General features: G+C 71.9%; 12 protein-coding genes. 3 read left to right on the forward strand and 9 right to left on the reverse strand.

What is annotated here, in order from left to right; genetic code table 11:
• Positions 1 to 71: 71 nt before the first annotated feature.
• The gene (gene recQ, locus PVK37_RS27790; protein WP_275030783.1) at positions 72 to 1,919 is read left to right on the forward strand and encodes a DNA helicase RecQ; all 1,848 of its coding nucleotides are present in this window, start codon (positions 72 to 74) and stop codon (positions 1,917 to 1,919) included.
• 4 nt (positions 1,920 to 1,923) lie between these two features.
• Here the strand turns inward: recQ and PVK37_RS27795 are convergent, their stop codons facing one another.
• The 6 genes from PVK37_RS27795 to PVK37_RS27820 form a co-directional block, all read right to left on the reverse strand.
• Positions 1,924 to 2,358 (reverse strand): type II toxin-antitoxin system VapC family toxin, encoded by a 435-nt coding sequence (locus PVK37_RS27795; protein ID WP_275030784.1) that lies wholly within the window; start codon positions 2,356 to 2,358, stop codon positions 1,924 to 1,926.
• Positions 2,343 to 2,657, reverse strand: coding sequence for a hypothetical protein (locus tag PVK37_RS27800; protein ID WP_275030785.1), 315 nt, complete (start codon positions 2,655 to 2,657; stop codon positions 2,343 to 2,345). The genes PVK37_RS27795 and PVK37_RS27800 overlap by 16 nt, the downstream gene beginning before the upstream one ends.
• An 84-nt stretch (positions 2,658 to 2,741) precedes the next feature.
• The gene (locus PVK37_RS27805) at positions 2,742 to 3,341 is read right to left on the reverse strand and encodes a histidine phosphatase family protein (RefSeq protein WP_275030786.1); all 600 of its coding nucleotides are present in this window, start codon (positions 3,339 to 3,341) and stop codon (positions 2,742 to 2,744) included.
• Positions 3,341 to 4,489, reverse strand: coding sequence for an ATP-binding protein (locus PVK37_RS27810; protein ID WP_275030787.1), 1,149 nt, complete (start codon positions 4,487 to 4,489; stop codon positions 3,341 to 3,343). Before PVK37_RS27810 ends, PVK37_RS27805 begins: the two co-directional genes overlap by 1 nt.
• The gene (gene uvrC, locus PVK37_RS27815) at positions 4,486 to 6,420 is read right to left on the reverse strand and encodes an excinuclease ABC subunit UvrC (protein ID WP_275030788.1); all 1,935 of its coding nucleotides are present in this window, start codon (positions 6,418 to 6,420) and stop codon (positions 4,486 to 4,488) included. Before uvrC ends, PVK37_RS27810 begins: the two co-directional genes overlap by 4 nt.
• A 10-nt stretch (positions 6,421 to 6,430) precedes the next feature.
• Positions 6,431 to 7,756 (reverse strand): jacalin-like lectin, encoded by a 1,326-nt coding sequence (locus tag PVK37_RS27820; RefSeq protein ID WP_275030789.1) that lies wholly within the window; start codon positions 7,754 to 7,756, stop codon positions 6,431 to 6,433.
• Positions 7,757 to 8,020: 264 nt separating this feature from the next.
• Between PVK37_RS27820 and PVK37_RS27825 the strand changes: the two genes are divergently transcribed.
• On the forward strand, positions 8,021 to 11,323 hold the full coding sequence (locus tag PVK37_RS27825; RefSeq protein ID WP_275030790.1) for a penicillin acylase family protein: 3,303 nt from the start codon (positions 8,021 to 8,023) through the stop codon (positions 11,321 to 11,323).
• A gap of 61 nt (positions 11,324 to 11,384) precedes the next feature.
• Here PVK37_RS27825 and PVK37_RS27830 read toward each other — a convergent pair whose 3' ends face one another.
• From PVK37_RS27830 to rsgA, 3 genes are all read right to left on the reverse strand, one after another.
• Positions 11,385 to 11,864, reverse strand: a complete 480-nt coding sequence (locus PVK37_RS27830; protein ID WP_275030791.1) for a Rieske (2Fe-2S) protein — start codon at positions 11,862 to 11,864, stop codon at positions 11,385 to 11,387.
• 114 nt (positions 11,865 to 11,978) lie between these two features.
• Positions 11,979 to 14,936, reverse strand: coding sequence for an excinuclease ABC subunit UvrA (gene uvrA / locus PVK37_RS27835; protein WP_275030792.1), 2,958 nt, complete (start codon positions 14,934 to 14,936; stop codon positions 11,979 to 11,981).
• A gap of 360 nt (positions 14,937 to 15,296) precedes the next feature.
• Positions 15,297 to 16,346 (reverse strand): ribosome small subunit-dependent GTPase A, encoded by a 1,050-nt coding sequence (gene rsgA / locus PVK37_RS27840; RefSeq protein ID WP_275030793.1) that lies wholly within the window; start codon positions 16,344 to 16,346, stop codon positions 15,297 to 15,299.
• Positions 16,347 to 16,536: 190 nt separating this feature from the next.
• On the opposite strand from rsgA, the gene PVK37_RS27845 reads away from it, so the two are divergent.
• Entirely contained in the window at positions 16,537 to 17,229 is a 693-nt protein-coding gene (locus PVK37_RS27845; protein WP_275035248.1) for a maleylpyruvate isomerase family mycothiol-dependent enzyme, read from the forward strand.
• Positions 17,230 to 17,235 lie beyond the last annotated feature (6 nt).

Raw genomic sequence — 17,235 nt, forward strand, 5'->3', positions numbered from 1 at the left:
TTTCGGAGCCGGCGGCGTTCCCCGCGTGGCCGCGTCGGCGTCGTGTCACCCGGCGCTCGTACAATCCCCCGATGGACTCCCCCACCGCGCTGCGCACCGAGACTCCCCTGGACGTGCTGCGGCGGGTGTTCGGGTACGACTCGTTCCGGGGCTTCCAGCAGGAGATCGTGACACACGTCGTGGGCGGCGGCGACGCGCTGGTGCTGATGCCGACCGGTGGTGGCAAGTCGCTGTGCTACCAGATCCCGGCGCTGCTGCGTGACGGGGTGGCGGTGGTGGTCTCGCCGCTGATCGCGCTGATGCAGGACCAGGTGGACGCGCTGCGCGCGGTCGGGGTCCGCGCCGGCTTCCTGAACTCCACCCTCGACCCGGACACCCGCCGACTGGTCGAGGCGGAGTTCGTGGCCGGCGAGATCGACCTGCTCTACCTGGCACCCGAGGCGCTCGGCACCCGGGCCACCCTGAACCTGCTCGACCGGGGCCGGATCGCCCTGTTCGCCATCGACGAGGCGCACTGCGTCTCGCAGTGGGGGCACGACTTCCGCCCCGACTACCTGACCCTGTCGATGCTGCACGAACGCTGGCCCGGGGTGCCGCGCATCGCGCTCACCGCCACCGCCACCTCGGCGACCCGGCAGGAGATCGCCACCCGGCTCCAGCTCACCGAGGCCCGGCACTTCGTGGCCAGCTTCGACCGGCCCAACATCCAGTACCGGATCGTGCCGAAGCGCGAGCCGCGCAAGCAACTGCTGAGCCTGCTGCGCGACGAGCATCCCGGCGACGCCGGCATCGTCTACTGCCTGTCCCGGGCGTCGGTCGACAAGACCGCCGAGTTCCTCGTCCAGCACGGTGTCGCCGCGCTGCCGTACCACGCGGGCCTGGACGCGGCCACCCGCGCCGCCAACCAGCAGCGGTTCCTGCGGGAGGACGGCCTGGTGATGGTGGCGACCATCGCGTTCGGGATGGGCATCGACAAGCCCGACGTCCGGTTCGTCGCCCACCTGGACCTACCGAAGTCGGTGGAGGGCTACTACCAGGAGACCGGCCGGGCCGGACGGGACGGCCTGCCGTCGACCGCCTGGCTGGCGTACGGGCTCCAGGACGTGGTGCAGCAACGCAAGATGATCGACACCTCGGAGGGCGACGCCGCGCACCGGCGGAACCTGGCCGCCCACCTGGACGCGATGCTCGCCCTCTGTGAGACGGTGCGCTGCCGGCGGGCGCAACTGCTGGAGTACTTCGGCCAGCCGGCGGGCGGTGAGGGCTGCGGGAACTGCGACACCTGCCTGAGCCCGCCGGAGTCGTGGGACGGCACGGTCGCCGCGCAGAAGCTGCTCTCCACGGTGTACCGGCTGGACCGGGAACGTAACCAGCGGTTCGGCGCGGGGCACTGCATCGACATCCTGCTCGGCCGCAGCAACGACAAGATCGTCCAGCACCGGCACGACTCGTTGAGCACGTTCGGCATCGGCAGCGACCTGCGGGAAGCGGAGTGGCGGGGCGTGGTGCGCCAACTCCTCGCCGAAGGGCTGCTAGCGGTCGAGGGCGACTACGGCACCCTGGCGTTGACCGACGCCAGTGCCGAGGTGCTGGGCCGCCGCCGGACGGTGATGATGCGCCGCGAACCGGAACGCCCGGCGTCGACCGGCGGCCGGACGTCGAGGACGGGTAAGTCCGCCGCCCCCGCCGTCGAGCTGTCGCCGGAGGCCGCGCCGCTGTTCGAGCGGCTGCGGGCCTGGCGCGCGGCGACCGCCAAGGAGCAGGGCGTACCCGCGTACGTGATCTTCCACGACGCGACGCTGCGGCAGATCGCCGCCGACGCGCCGGCTTCGTTGGGCGCGCTGTCCGGGATCAGTGGCGTCGGGGAGAACAAGCTCGCCAAGTACGGCGACCAGATCCTCGCCGTCCTCACCGAGTAACCGGTCAGACGTGCACCACGCTGACCCGTTCGTCCTTGGGCCGTCCCGGTTCCTCCACCAGCCGGGACAGATCGTCTGGGTCGCTGGTGAGCAGAACCAGTGGACGGGGCAGGCTGAGAGCGGTAGCAGCGACGATAGCGTCAATGGCACAGGTATGCCCGGACAGCCCGGTCTCGCCGAGCAGTTCGCCAGCCCGCCGGCCGATCTCCGGGGTGACCGGTACCACGCCGACTCGCGCCAGTGCCCGGTGCACTGCGGCGTCCCTGGCACCACCCCGGAGCACCTCGGTCAGAGTGAGCGCGCTCACCCGCACCTGAGCACCACGCTCGATCGCGGTCGACAGGAAGGCACGAGCACGGACATCACCGGCGGCAAGCTTCGACAGCCCGTCACTGTCCAGCACCAGGGTGCCGCCGAACCGGCCTAGACGTCGGGCCACGCCGACCTTGCCTCGTCCAGCGCTTCCTCGGACACCGGTCCGTGCTCGGCATCGAGCATGTCCGACAACTCCTCCAGAAGGTCGAGTTCCAACTGTCGGGCCACGGCCTCGGTGACGTACTGACTGAACTGTCCCTGGCCCACCCGCTCCTGGATGGCGGCGGTGAGGTCCTCGGGCATCGACACGCTGACCTTGCGGGCACGCCCCACCAGCTGCAGACCACGCCGGCCCCGCTCGGGACCTGGCGAAAGCCCCAGTCGCTCACGTAGCATCGCCAGCTCTGCCAACGACTCGGTCAACCCTGAGTCGTGCGGAGGTGGCACAGGTTCCGCTGTCACGAGCGTGATCCTACCAGCGGTAGCAATCCGTCCGGGTCACTCCGCTCAGACGTGTCGGTCCGGTGGGAAGCCGGTCCAGCGCAGGGCCGCAGGCAGGTGGCCCAGCTCGTTGAACCGGACCAGCGTCGGCGGGCGGTCCCGGCGGTAGCAGATGGTGGTGAGCGCGGCGTTGGCCTGGTTCAGGCCGAGCCAGCGCCCGACCGGGGCCTCCAGTGCGTGCCGGACGAACCACCCGATCACGAAGTTGTGCGTGACGATCAGCTCGTGCACGTCGGTGTCGTCGACGGCGGGTACGGCGTACCGGTCGATCGCGGCGGCCGACAGGGACGCGCCCCGCGCGGCATCCTCGGCCGGCAGACCGTCCAGGAACCGCGCGTAGACCTCCGGCAGGGCCGACCGGTCCGGTACCGGTGGTACGTGGTCGGTGAGCAGGTCGCACGGGCGGACCGGTACGCCGGGCAGCGCCTCGGCGGCCAGGTGGGCGGTCTGCGTGGCGCGCGGCAGCGGGCTGTGGTGCACTGCCGTGATCGGCAGCTCGACCATCCGCCGGCCGAGCAGCCGGGCCTGCTCCCGGCCGGCCGGGCTGAGCGGCCCGTCGTCGACCGCCTCCCCGTGCCGGGCCAGGTGTAGGTAACGACCAGGCATTACCCGGCCGCCCACGCCATGCCGCCCTCACCGGGGGACAGCCACCCGGTCGTTGAGACAACCAGGTGCGCGACATCATCCGGGTCGCGTCCATCAGTGTCGATCCGGTGGCCGCAAGCGGCTTTCTCGAGTGCCTCGGCGTCGCCGACGGCCTTGTCGGCGACGCGGAGTAGATCCGTCGTGGACATCCCCCGCAGCGGGTCCCCCGGTTGGGCCCAGCTACCGCCGTCACTGCGGCTCAGAATCCGGTGGGTCAAGCTCGTCCGTCCAGCGTGCAGACGACAGAGTGTCACCGTTGTTCCGGGCAGCATGGTGGTGTATCCGGCGACCACCGTCTCATCCTCCGCCGGGCCGACGACGACCAGGCGTTCCGCGCCAGCCTGGCGAAAGGTACGCCAGACCGCCGTCAGATTCTGCGCCCGGAGGTGGTGGTCCACCACGTTGCCGGGGCCGAACCCGAGCTGTTCCAGGTCGACGTACCCGGTGGTCCGTCCGGCCCACAGCGTGTCGCGGTAGACCCGGAAGCCGACAGTGGACTTGCCCACGCCGGCCGCGCCACAAAGCCAGAGAATCGCACCGCTGGCCGCTGTCGGCTTCGGGGGTGGGCGCAGGCGGGCATCCGCATTCGCCCGAACCAGCCAATCTCCGACCTGTGCCCGTACCCGCTCCGCGACCTCGGTCACGGTCAGGCCGGTGGTCTCCACGCAGCCGTCGCCGGCGTTCCTGGTGTCCAGGACGGCGGCCCCACGCAACACCGACGACACTGCCGCCGGGTCACCGGTCCGGGCGACGAACCGCTCGGCCAACACGGTCGGATCGGCGTGTAGGCGGCACACCGTGACCGCAGCCGCCGTAAGCAGGTCGAGGTGCGGGCCGGTGGTGGGGTCGACGACGCCGGAGACGACGACACCCCGGGCCCCCGCCGACCGGTAGTTGGGCAGTAGGGCAGCAAGGGTTCGTGCCTTCAACCGGTGCCGGCCCGGGTCGTCGGTAGGCTCGGGGTAGCAGATGCCCACCTGGTCGATGTCGACGTAGCCGACCGGAGAACCGTCGCGGACGAGCTGGTGGTAGATCTCCCAGCCGACGGTGGTCTTGCCGACGCCCGGCGGGCCGTACAGCCACAGTACGGGGAACGGCGTGTCGGTCACCGTTCGGCTTCCGTGTCGGGGGCGAGGGCGGCCAGGATGGCCTCCGCCGTCCGTTTGCCGATGCCGGGCACCTCGGTGATCTCCTCGACGCTGGCCGCCGACAACCGCTTGAGGGAGCCGAAGTGCCGCAGCAGCGCCTTGCGGCGTACCTCGCCGAGACCGGGGACGGTGTCCAGGGCGGATTCGGTCATCCGCTTGGAGCGGCGTTGCCGGTGGAAGGTGATGGCGAACCGGTGGGCTTCGTCGCGGACCCGTTGCAGCAGGTAGAGCGCCTCTGAGGTACGCGGCAGGATGACCGGGAACTCGTCGTCGGGCAGCCACACCTCCTCCAGCCGCTTGGCCAGCCCGCACAGCGCCACGTCGTCCACGCCCAGGTCGGCCAGGGCGGTCGCGGCGGCGGCCACCTGCGGCTGGCCGCCGTCGACCACCACCAGCTGCGGCGGGTACGCGAACTTGCGGGGCCGGCCGGTGGTGGGGTCGATGCCGGGGCGGTCCGGGTCGGCGGCCGTCTCCTCGCCGATCTCGCCGGTCTCGGCGCGGGTCTCCAGGTAGCGGGCGAACCGGCGGCGCAGCACCTCGGACATGGCGGACAGGTCGTCGGTGGCGCCCCGGACGATGAACCGGCGGTACTCGCTCTTGCGGGGCAGCCCGTCCTCGAAGACGACCATGCTGGCCACCACGTCGGTGCCCTGCATCTGCGACACGTCGTAGCACTCGATGCGCAGCGGGACGGTGTCCATCCCCAGGGACTCGGCGATCTCGTCGAGCGCCTTGCTGCGGGTGGTGAGATCACCGGCGCGCTTGAGCTTGTGCCGGGCCAGCGCGTCCTTCGCGTTGCGTCCGACGGTCTCCAGCAGGGCCTTCTTGTCGCCGCGCTGCGGCACCCGCAGGCTGACCCGGCTGCCCCGACGGTCGGTCAGCCAGTCGGCGAGGGCGTCGGCGTCACCGGGCAGCTCGGGGACGAGCAGCTCCCGGGGCACGTCGGCTTCGCCCTGCTCCCCGCCGTACACCTGAGTGCAGAAGTGGTGGACCAGGTCGCCGGTGGTGAGATCCTCGGTCTTCTCCACCACCCAGCCGCGCTGGCCGCGTACCCGGCCGTCCCGGACGTGGAAGACCTGGACGGCGGCCTCCAGGGGGTCGTCGGCGAAGGCGACCACGTCGGCGTCGGTGCCGTCGCCGAGCACCACGGTCTGTTTCTCCATGGCCCGGCGCAGCGCGGCGACGTCGTCGCGGAGCCGGGCGGCCCGTTCGAACTCCAGCTGTTCGCTGGCCTCGGTCATCTCGCGTTCCAGCTTGCGGACCATGGTGTCGGTGCGGCCGGCCATGAAGTCGCAGAAGCCGTCCACGATCTGCCGGTGCTGCTCGGCGTCGACGCTGCCCACGCAGGGCGCGGAGCACTTGCCGATGTACCCCAGCAGGCAGGGCCGGCCGACCTGGCCGGCCCGCTTGAACACGCCGGCCGAGCAGGTCCGCGCCGGGAAGACCCGTAGCAGCAGGTCGAGGGTCTCGCGGATCGCCCAGGCGTGCGAGTACGGCCCGAAGTAGCGCACCCCCTTGCGTTTCGCGCCGCGCATCACCTGGAGCCGGGGGTACTCCTCGTCCAGGGTGACCGCGAGGTACGGGTACGACTTGTCGTCGCGGTAGCGGACGTTGAACCGGGGGTCGTACTGCTTGATCCAGGTGAACTCGAGCTGGAGCGCCTCGACCTCGGTGGCCACCGACGTCCACTCCACCGACTCGGCGGTGAGCACCATCTGTCGGGTGCGCTGGTGCAGCCCGACCGGGTCGGCGAAGTAGGAGTTGAGCCGGCTGCGCAGGTTCTTGGCCTTGCCGACGTAGATGACCCGGCCGGTGCCGTCGCGGAACCGGTAGACCCCGGGGGACTCGGGGATGGTGCCGGGGGCGGGACGGTAGGTCGACGGGTCAGCCACGCCATCGAGACTAGCTGTTGCCCCCGACAGCCCAGATCACGCCGAGCTGGTCGATCTCGGTGCCGCTGCGACCGTAGAGGCCGGCGAGCCGCCCGCCGGGCGGGGCGGTGTACGTCACCGCGTCGGCGGTGGGGGTGCCGCCGGCCAGGGTACGGCCCAGGTTGGTGCTGAACCGGACCGAGAAGATCCTGGTCCGGCCGTCCTTCCTGCCCTGGGTGAGGGTGACCTGCGCGACGTACTCGCCGTCGGCCAGCGCCAGGGTGGCGGCGGTGCCGCCGGTACCGCCGTGGCTGAGGGTGCGGCCGTCGGCGAGGGTGACGCCGACCTGGTCGAGCCGGGAGCCGGCGCGCAGCGACAGGCCGGTGACCCGGGCGCCGACCGCGTCCAGGTCGGTGAACGGGGTGCCGTGCGGGCCACCCCAGGTGTCGCTGGCCCGCAGCCCGTCGGTCAGGCTCCAGGTGAACCAGGCGGCGTGCGGGTAGTGGTCGGAGAGCGGCTCGCCGGCCGGGTCGAGGAACCGCTGGTGCTCGTTGTGGTAGCGGTCCAGGTTCAGCCGGACCAGCCGGTTGCTGCGGTACAGGATCTTGTCGACGACCTCGCAGGCGTTGGTGACGTTGGCCGGGTCGCAGGTGAGCGCGGGGCTGCCCAGCGCCGGCGGCACGCCGCCGCGTTCCTGCTGCACCCAGGCGTCGGTGAGGCCGTTGGCGGCGACCAGTTCCCGGATGGTGTCGCCGGTGCGGGTGTAGCGGACGTTGAAGTCGCCCATCACCACCACCGCGTTGCCGGCCGAGTTGGCGGTGATGTAGGCCGAGAGCTGGGCGAGGTTGTCCCGCCGGGCGGCCAGGTCCGCCTCGCTGCTGCCGGCGTTGGCGTGCACGTTGTAGAAGTCGACGTACACCCCCTCGGCCAGCCGGATCCGGGAGGCGGTGAAGCCCTTCGGGGTGAGGCAGTCGGTGCCGTTGCAGTCGTCCCAGGTGATCCGGTGGAAGTCCGAGTACGGCAGGTTCGACATGGTGTTCAGGCCGCTGCCGAACGGCACGCCGCCGCTGGTCGGGGTCCGGTACGGGTGCCGGTCGGTGGCGTACAGGTCGGTGTGGTAGTTGAAGTCCTCCTGGACGTGCACGATGTCGTACGCGTTGACCCGTTCCCCGATCGGTCGGGTGTTCACCGCCGGGTTGCTGCCGGACAGCGGTTCGGGCAGGCCGGCGACGTTGTAGGTGAGCACCGAGAAACCGCCGCTGGTGGTGACGGCGGCCGGGGCGGGGGCGGCCGACGCGGGCGCGGGTACCAGGGCGGCGAGCAGCGCCGCCGACGCGAGCAGGCGTACGGGGATCATGCGGTGTTCCCTTCGGCGACGGTGGACCGACGCGGTGCGACCGACACGGGGCGCGACCGACACGGGGGCGCGACCGGGCGCGGGGATCGAAGGTTATCGAGCAATTACGGCGAGTTCAACACTCCCGGGTAACCGGACGACGAACCAGCGATAGACGTCTTCCAATGACGGGCGGGTCGGCTTACCATCCGGTAACCGAATGTTCTTCATGTAACGGTCGTCACCCCCGTCCCGCGTCATGATCCCCATCCCGCGGAGGATCACATGTCCCGTTCCACCACCCGTCGGCTACTTGCCGGCGCGACCGCCGCCGTCGGCCTCGCCGCCCTGCTCGTCGCCACCCCACCCGCCGCCGGCGCGCCCACCACCGCCGACCCGAAGGCCGCCGCCGCTCCCGGCAGCGCGAACACGAAGGCCGCCGCCGACACGACGGCCACCGCCAACACGAAGGCCACCACCACGTTCGCCGCCAACGACTACTGCCTCGGCGAATGCGCCGACATCGTGCCGCCCGGCCAGAACGGCAACGCCACCCTGGTCGAGATCCTCGCCAACCAGACCCTCGGCACCCTCCCCCGGCACTCCGCCGACCAGCTCGGCAAGTACGCCGACCTGGTCTACGGGTACGCCGGGCTGCGCGAGGACCAGATCGGCACGTTCTTCAACGACGCGTCCTTCGGCGTCCCCGCCGGACAGGTCGAACGGGACTACTCGCCCCGCTCGGACGTCCGGATCGTCCGAGACCGGGCCACCGGCGTCCCGCACGTCACCGGCACCACCCGCGCCGGCACCATGTACGGGGCCGGCTACGCCGGTGCCGAGGACCGGCTGTTCACCATGGACCTGCTCCGGCGGGTCGGGCGGGGCGTCCTCACCCCGTTCGCCGGTGGCGCGCCCGGCAACCGGGCCCTGGAGCAGAGCGTCTGGCGCAACTCGCCGTACACCGAGGCGGACCTGCAGACCCAGGTGGAGGCGCTGCGCGGCAAGGGCCCGCGCGGCGAGCAGCTCTACAACGACGTACGGGAGTACATCGCCGGCATCAACGCGTACATCGGCGTGTGCATGGCCAACCGCAACTGCCCCGGCGAGTACGTCCTCACCGGCCACCTCGACGCGATCACCAACGAGGGCGGTCCGGAGCCGTTCACCATGACCGACCTGATCGCCATCGCCGGCGTGGTCGGTGGGCTGTTCGGTGGTGGCGGCGGCACCGAGATGCAGTCCGCGCTGGTCCGGATCGCCGCCCGCGCCACGTACGGCCCGACCGAGGGCGACCGGGTGTGGAACGCCTTCCGCGGCCAGAACGACCCGGAGACCGTGCTCACCCTGCACGACGGGCAGAGCTTCCCGTACGGTGCCGCCGACCCGAACGCGCCCAGCGTGGTGCTGCCCGACGCCGGCACCGCCAAGGTCGAACCGATCTTCACCGACCCGACCGGCTCGGCCGGCAGCACGTCCCGCTCCAACGCCGCCTCCGAGCTGGCGGCGGCGCTGTCCGGGCTGACCATCAGCCCCGCCCACCGGGGCATGTCCAACGCGGCCGTGGTCTCCGCCGCGCACTCCGCCACCGGTCACCCGGTCGCCGTGTTCGGCCCGCAGACCGGCTACTTCGCCCCGCAACTGCTGATGATCCAGGAGTTGCAGGGCCCCGGGATCAGCGCCCGGGGCGCCGCGTTCGCCGGCCTCAACCTGTACGTGCTGCTCGGCCGGGGCCAGGACTACGCGTGGAGCGCCACCTCGGCGAACCAGGACATCACCGACACGTACGCTCTGCCGCTGTGCACCACCGACGGCAGCGCGCCCACCCTCACCAGCAACCACTACCTGTACCGGGGACAGTGCCTGCCGATGGAGGAGCTGTCGCACGTCAACCGGTGGAAGCCCACCGCCGCCGACAGCACTCCGGCCGGGTCGTACAAACTGGTGGCCTGGCGCACCAAGCTGGGGCTGGTGGCCTGGCGGGGCACCGTCGCCGGCAAGCCGCACGCGTTCACCCAGCTCCGCTCCACGTACCGGCACGAGGCCGACTCGGCGATCGGCTTCCAGATGTTCAACGATCCCGCCCAGATGGGCTCCGCCGACGCGTTCATCGCCTCCGCCAACAACGTCGAGTTCGCGTTCAACTGGTTCTACGTCAACTCCACCGAGTCGGCGTACCTGAACTCGGGGGCCAACCCGGTGCGGGCCGCCGGGTCGAACCCGAACCTGCCGATGAGGGCCGACCCGGCGTACGAGTGGCAGGGCTACGACCCGGCGACCAACCGGGCCAGCTACGCCCCGCTGGCCGCGCACCCGCAGTCGAAGAACCAGGACTACTACATCTCCTGGAACAACAAGCAGGCCAAGGACTTCGGGGCCGCCGACGGCAACTTCAGCTTCGGTGCGGTGCACCGGGGTGACCTGCTCGACAAGCCACTGAAGGCGGCCGTCGCGGCCGGGCAGAAGTTCGACCGGGCCTCGCTGACCGCGCTGGTCGAACGGGCCGGCCTGACCGACCTGCGCGGCATCGAGGTGCTCGACGAGCTGATCCGGGTGCTGGAGAGCCAACCGGTCGGCGACGCCGCGCTGGCCGCCGAGATCAGCCGGTTGAAGGCGTGGCGGCAGGCCGGCGCGCTGCGGGTGGAGACCACCAAGGGCTCCAAGGTGTACCAGCACGCCGAGGCGATCCGCACCTTCGACGCCTGGTGGCCGCTGCTGGTGCGGGGCATGTTCGCCGCACCCCTCGGTCCCGACCTGTACCAGGCGCTGGTGGACACCCTGCGGATCAACGAGTCGCCGTCCGGGCACCAGTCGGGCGACACGTCCAGCCTGCCCGGCTCGGCCAGCGAGGGCCAGTACCACAAGGGTTCCGCGTTCCAGTACGGCTGGTGGGGCTGGGTCGACAAGGACCTGCGCGCGGTGCTCGGCGACCCGGTCGCCGGCGGCCTGGGCCGGACCTACTGCGGCAGCGGCAGCCTGAGCGGGTGCCGGCAGATCCTGCTCGACACGCTGCGCACGGCGTCCACCACCCCGGCCACCACCACGTACCCGGGCGACAGCACCTGCGCGGCCGGCGACCAGTGGTGCGCGGACGCGATCATCCAGTCACCGCTCGGTGGCGTGAAGCACGCCCCGATCGCCTGGCAGAACCGGCCCACCTACCACCAGGTCGCCTCGTTCCCGGCGAAGCGGGGCGACGACCTCACCAACCTGGCCCTCGGCCGGACCGCGACCGCGTCCAGCACCCAGTTGCTGTACCCGGCGTCCCGGGCGGTCGACGGGAACCTGGGCACCCGGTGGGCCAGCGCCCAGTCCGACGACCAGTGGCTGACCGTGGACCTCGGGTCGGCCCGACCGGTGGGCCGGGTGGTGCTGGCCTGGGAGGCCGCCTACGCCCGGTCGTACCGGATCGAGGTCTCCACGGACGGCACGACCTGGCGTACCGTCTGGTCGACCACGACCGCCGACGGCGGCACCGACGTGGTCGCCTTTCCCACCCAGACCGCCCGGTACGTCCGGATGCGCGGCCTGACCCGGGCCACCGGCTACGGCTTCTCGCTCTGGGAGATGGGGGTCTACCAGCACTGATCTCGGAGCGGGTCGCGGCCGGCACCCTCCCGTGCCGGCCGCGACCCTGTTCCGTGTGTCGTCAGGCCAGGGAGATCTGGTCCCCCTGGACGACGATCTCCTTGGCCGGCAGGGGCTTCGTCGCCGGCCCCGACTTCACCGAGCCGTCCTCGATGGAGAACTTGCTGTTGTGGCAGGTGCAGTTGATCGTGCCGCCATCGACGTTGGAGACCGGGCAGCGCTGGTGGGTGCAGATCGGGCTGAACCCCTTGAACACCCCGGCGGTCGGCTGGGTGACCACCACGCCCTTGCTGGCGAAGATCACCCCACCGCCGACCGGGACCTCGGCGGTGCCGACGATCGCCTCGGCCGCGCCGGTCTCGCCGGCGCTGGGCGCGGTGCTGCCCGGCGCGGCGCTGGTGGGGGTGTCGTCGGCCCCGGAGCCGGCCGGTTCGTCGTCGCTGCCGCAGGCGGCCAGCACGACCGCCGCGCCGACCGCGCCGGCCCCGGTGAGCAGGGCACGTCGCGTCCGGGTACCGGTCAGCCCGTTGTCGTCACTCATCCCCGACCCTCTCTCTCGGCTGCGTGCCGCCTCCCATGATCCGCGGTCACACCTGACAACACGCACCACTGTGCCGGACGGTTCATCCCGTCTCCGGCCGACACCCCGCTCACGTCAGCGTGCTCGCGCCGGCGTCTTCCGCGTGGTACGGGCCCGGCCGGCGGTGGCCTTCCCGGAGTTGGCCTGGGCCGCCCGGTCGGTGGCCGCCGCCGCGCCCCGGGCCTCGCCGGTCAGGCCGAGCACCGGACGCAGGAACTGGCCGGTGTGGCTCTCCGGAACGTCGGCGACCTCCTCCGGGGTGCCGGTGGCGAGCACCGTGCCGCCCCGGTGGCCGCCCTCCGGACCCATGTCGATCAGCCAGTCGGCGGTCTTGATCACGTCGAGGTTGTGCTCGATCGTGATCACCGTGTTGCCCTTGTCGACCAGCCCCTCCAGGACCATCAGCAGCTTGCGGATGTCCTCGAAGTGCAGACCGGTGGTGGGCTCGTCGAGCACGTAGACCGTCCGGCCGGTGGACCGCTTCTGCAGCTCGGAGGCGAGCTTGACCCGCTGCGCCTCACCACCGGAGAGCGTCGGCGCGGGCTGGCCCAGCCGGACGTAGCCCAGACCGACGTCGACCAGGGTCCTCAGGTGCCGGTGGATGGCCGGGATGGCGGAGAAGAACTCCGCCGCCTCCTCGATCGGCATCTCCAGCACATCGGAGACGGTCTTGCCCTTGTAGTGCACCTCCAGGGTCTCCCGGTTGTACCGGGCGCCCTTGCAGACCTCGCACGGGACGTACACGTCGGGCAGGAAGTTCATCTCGATCTTCAGGGTGCCGTCGCCGGAACACGCCTCGCACCGGCCGCCCTTGACGTTGAACGAGAACCGGCCGGGGCCGTACCCCCGGACCTTCGCCTCGGTGGTCTCGGCGAACAGCTTGCGGACGTGGTCCCAGACGCCGGTGTAGGTGGCCGGGTTCGACCGGGGGGTCCGGCCGATCGGCGACTGGTCCACCCCGACGACCTTGTCCACGTGCTCGATGCCGGTGACCCGGGTGTGCCGGCCCGGCACCAGCCGCGCGCCGTTGATCTGGTTGGCGAGCACCGCGTGCAGGATGTCGTTGACCAGCGTCGACTTGCCCGACCCGCTGACCCCGGTGACCGCGATGAGCTGCCCCAGCGGGAACGACACGGTCAGGTTCCGCAGGTTGTGCTCGCGGGCGCCGTGCACCACCAGCTCCCGGCCCGGGGTCTGCGGCCGGCGCAGCGCCGGCACCGGGATCGACCGGCGGCCCGACAGGTACGCGCCGGTCACCGACTCCGGGTTGCCCAGCAGCTCCGGCACCGACCCGGAGTGCACGATCCGGCCGCCGTGCTCACCCGCGCCCGGCCCGATGTCGACGATCCAGTCGGCGGTCCGGATGGTGTCCTCGTCGTGCTCGACCACGATCAGCGTGTTGCCCAGCCCGCGCAGCCGGACCAGCGTCTCGATCAGCCGGTGGTTGTCCCGCTGGTGCAGGCCGATGGACGGCTCGTCCAGCACGTACAGCACACCGACCAGGCCGGAGCCGATCTGGGTGGCGAGCCGGATGCGCTGCGCCTCGCCGCCGGAGAGGGTGCCGGCCGGCCGGTCCAGGGAGAGGTAGTCCAGCCCGACGTCGAGCAGGAACCGCAACCGGGCGTTGATCTCCTTGAGCACCCGCTCGGCGATCAGCTTCTGCCGGTCGGTCAACTCGATGCCGGCGAGCAGGTCGGCGCACTCCCCCACGGACAGGTTGCACACCTCGGCGATGCTCCGACCGGCCAGGGTGACCGCGAGCACCTCCGGCTTGAGCCGGGCCCCACCGCAGGCCGCGCAGGGCACGTCCCGCATGTAGCCCTCGTACTTCTCCCGGGACCACTCGCTCTCGGTGTCGGAGTGCCGGCGCTCGATCCACTGCACCACGCCCTCGAAGCCGGTGTAGTAGGAGCGCTCACGGCCGTACTTGTTGCGGTAGCGCACGTGCACCTGGTCACCGGAGCCGTGCAGGATGGTCTTCTGCGCCCGCGCCGGCAGCGCCCGCCACGGGGTGTCCAGGTCGAAGTGCTCGCTCTCGCCGAGCGCCTCCAACAGCCGGAGGAAGTACTCCAGGTTGTGCCCGGTGCCCCACGGCTGGATCGCGCCCTCGCGCAGGGTGCGCTCCGGGTCCGGGATGATCAGCTCCGGGTCGACCTCCTTCTTGGTGCCCAGGCCGGTGCACTCGGGGCACGCGCCGTACGGGGCGTTGAAGGAGAACACCCGGGGTTCCAGGTCCTCGATGGCCAGGGGGTGGTCGTTCGGGCAGGCCAGGTGCTCGGAGTAGCGGCGCTCCCGCTCCGGGTCGTCCTCCGGCAGGTCGACGAAGTCGAGCAGGACCAGGCCACTGGAGAGCCCCAGCGCGGCCTCCACCGAGTCGGTGAGCCGCTGCTTGGCGCTGGGCTTGACGGTGAGCCGATCGATCACCACCTCGATGGTGTGCTTCTCCTGCTTCTTGAGCTTCGGCGGCTCGGTCAGCGGGTGCACCACCCCGTCGACCCGGGCCCGCGCGTACCCCTTGGACTGGAGTTCGGCGAACAGGTCGACGTACTCGCCCTTGCGGCCCCGCACCACCGGGGCGAGCACCATGAACCGGGTGCCCTCGGCCATCGCGAGCACCCGGTCGACGATCTGCTGCGGGCTCTGCTTCGAGATCCGCTCCCCGCAGACCGGGCAGTGCGGCACACCGACCCGGGCGAAGAGCAGCCGCAGGTAGTCGTAGACCTCGGTGATGGTGCCGACGGTGGAGCGCGGGTTACGTGAGGTGGACTTCTGGTCGATGGAGACGGCGGGGCTGAGCCCCTCGATGAAGTCGACGTCCGGCTTGTCCATCTGGCCGAGGAACTGCCGGGCGTACGACGACAGCGACTCGACGTAGCGCCGCTGCCCCTCAGCGAAGATCGTGTCGAAGGCCAGGCTCGACTTGCCGGACCCGGAGAGCCCGGTGAAGACGATGAGAGCGTCCCGGGGCAGGTCGAGACTGACGTCACGCAGGTTGTGCTCGCGTGCGCCACGGATGATCAGGCGGTCGGCCACTGTCCGTGTACTCCCGGATTAGCGAGATGAGGTGATGTGTCCGCTCTGATGGCGATCTGAGCGGTCGGGTCGGCGCAGGAAGAGCGCCCCGGCAACTCTAGCCCCGAGGTACGACACTTTCCCGCGCCGACGCATTCCCCCAGCTCACCCCACCGACCCCAACCCGGACACCCGCTCACCCGTACCGCCAACCGCCATTACGGAAAGTCACGGCCGGTGGCAGGCCGTGCTGCCCCCCGCACCAGCGGACGGTCGTACTCCCCCGCCGCCGGATTCCGCCCGCCGGTCACGGCCACACGGCGCGCCGCCGCCGGATTCCGCCGGACGGTCACGGCCGGACGGGCCGGGCGCTGCCGACGGTCACGGACGGGCGGTGCGCCGCCGTCCCCGCCGCCAGCCGGGACCGCGCCCCTCGGCGGCCAGCCGGACCTCCCGGCGTCGGCTCTCGAAGGCCAGCTCCCGCTGGAGCTTGCGCCAGCTCTCCCAGCGCCGTGCGGTCAGCTCACCGCTCTCCAGCGCCTCCCGGACCGCGCAGCCCGGCTCCACCGCGTGCCGACAGTCGGCGAACCGGCACGCCGAGGCCAGCTCGGTCACGTCGGCGAAGGTACGGTCCAGCCCGTCCGCGCCGTCCAGCAGCCCGACCGCCCGGACCCCCGGGGTGTCCAGCACCGCCCCACCGCCGGGGATCGGCACCAGCGACCGCCAGGTGGTGGTGTGCCGACCCTTGCCGTCCACCCGACGGATCGCCTGCGTCGGCATCACCTCGACCCCGGCGAGGGCGTTGACCAGGCTCGACTTGCCCGCGCCGGAGATGCCGAGCAGCCCGAGGGTGCGGCCCGGCGCGACCTCGGCCCGCAGCGGGTCGAGACCGCCGCCCTGCTCGGCGCTCACCGGCAACACCGGCACCTCGGGGGCGACCCGGGCCAACTGGCGGGCCACCGCCGCCGGGTCGGCCGCGAGGTCGGCCTTGCTGAGCACCACCAGCGGCCGGGCCCCGGAGGCGTGTACCAGGGAGAGCAGCCGCTCCACCCGGGCGACGTTCGGCTCCGGGTGCACCGGCTCCACCACGGCGACCGCGTCCAGGTTCGCCGCGAGCACCTGCCCGCTGGCGTCCCGCCCGGCGGTCCGCCGCACCAGGACGGTCCGGCGGGGCAGCACCTTCTCCACCGTGACCGGCCCGTCCGGCCAGGTACCCAGCAGCACCCAGTCACCGGCACAGGGCAGCCGGGTCGCGTCGCGGGCCGCGTCGGCCAGCACCGACCCGCCGAGGCTCGCCCGGACCGGCCCCTCGGCGCAGAGCACCGTGCAGACCCCCCGGTCGGCCCGGGCCACCCGGCCGGGGCGCTGACCCCGTCGGGTCGCCGCCGCGCGGGCGGTGTCCCAGCCGAGGGCGGTGAGATCGATCGTCATGGCATCCTCATCGGTGGAGAACAGGTGGTCAGCGGGCAGGGGCGCGCCGCCAGCGGGCTCGACGCCCCCCGTGGCGAGTCACCGCCTGCGTCGATACCCGAACGGTAGGGGCCGGGCCGACACGCCGAAAGCGATTTCCGCCGCCCCTGGCACGGGCTAGGGTCGTCAGGTGACCGATCCGCTTCTGCTCATGGGCGAGGTGGACGCCGCCACGGACCGGCTGCTACGCACCGCCGCCCGGTTCGACGCCGCCGAACTGGCCGCCGACTCGCCGCTGCCCGGCTGGACCCGGGGTCATGTGCTGGCCCACCTGGCCCGCAACGCCGACGGCCTGGTCAACGTGCTCACCGCCGCCCGCACCGGGCAGCGGATCCCGATGTACGCCAGTGCCGCCGCCCGGGACGCGGACATCGCGGCCGGGGCGGCCCGCCCACCCGAGGAGCACCTGGCCGACCTGCGGCACAGCGCGGACCGGTTCGCCGAGGCGGTCGCCGCCATGCCGATGTCGGCGTGGGCCGCGACCGTCGAGATGCGGCTCGGCCCGTGGCCCGCCACCATGTTGGTGTGGTGTCGGCTACGGGAGGTCGAGGTGCACCACGTCGACCTGGCCGCCGGTTACCGACCGGCCGACTGGTCCGAGGCGTTCGCCCACCGGCTGCTGCACGACGTGACCAGCGGCCTGAGCAGCCGCGCCGACACCCCGGCGCTGGTGCTGCGCTTCGACGGCAGCCGCCACGAGCTGGTCGTCGGTGACCCGCGCGGGGCACCCGTCGTCGCCGGTCCCGCCACCGACCTCGCCGCCTGGCTCACCGGCCGGGGCGACGGTACGACCCTCACCGTCACCCCCGACGGCCCCCTGCCGACCCCACCCGAATGGATATAGAAGAAA

This window comes from Micromonospora cathayae, from assembly GCF_028993575.1.
Taxonomy (GTDB): Bacteria; Actinomycetota; Actinomycetes; order Mycobacteriales; family Micromonosporaceae; genus Micromonospora; species Micromonospora cathayae.

Bases quoted from the DNA above. Each gene is read 5' to 3' on its own strand.
- recQ (WP_275030783.1), top strand. From the start codon at position 72: ATGGACTCCCCCACCGCGCTGCGCACCGAGACTCCCCTGGACGTGCTG.
- PVK37_RS27830 (WP_275030791.1), bottom strand. From the start codon at position 11,864: ATGAGTGACGACAACGGGCTGACCGGTACCCGGACGCGACGTGCCCTG.
- PVK37_RS27805 (WP_275030786.1), bottom strand. From the start codon at position 3,341: ATGCCTGGTCGTTACCTACACCTGGCCCGGCACGGGGAGGCGGTCGAC.
- rsgA (WP_275030793.1), bottom strand. From the start codon at position 16,346: ATGACGATCGATCTCACCGCCCTCGGCTGGGACACCGCCCGCGCGGCG.
- PVK37_RS27825 (WP_275030790.1), top strand. From the start codon at position 8,021: ATGTCCCGTTCCACCACCCGTCGGCTACTTGCCGGCGCGACCGCCGCC.
- PVK37_RS27845 (WP_275035248.1), top strand. From the start codon at position 16,537: ATGGGCGAGGTGGACGCCGCCACGGACCGGCTGCTACGCACCGCCGCC.
- PVK37_RS27820 (WP_275030789.1), bottom strand. From the start codon at position 7,756: ATGATCCCCGTACGCCTGCTCGCGTCGGCGGCGCTGCTCGCCGCCCTG.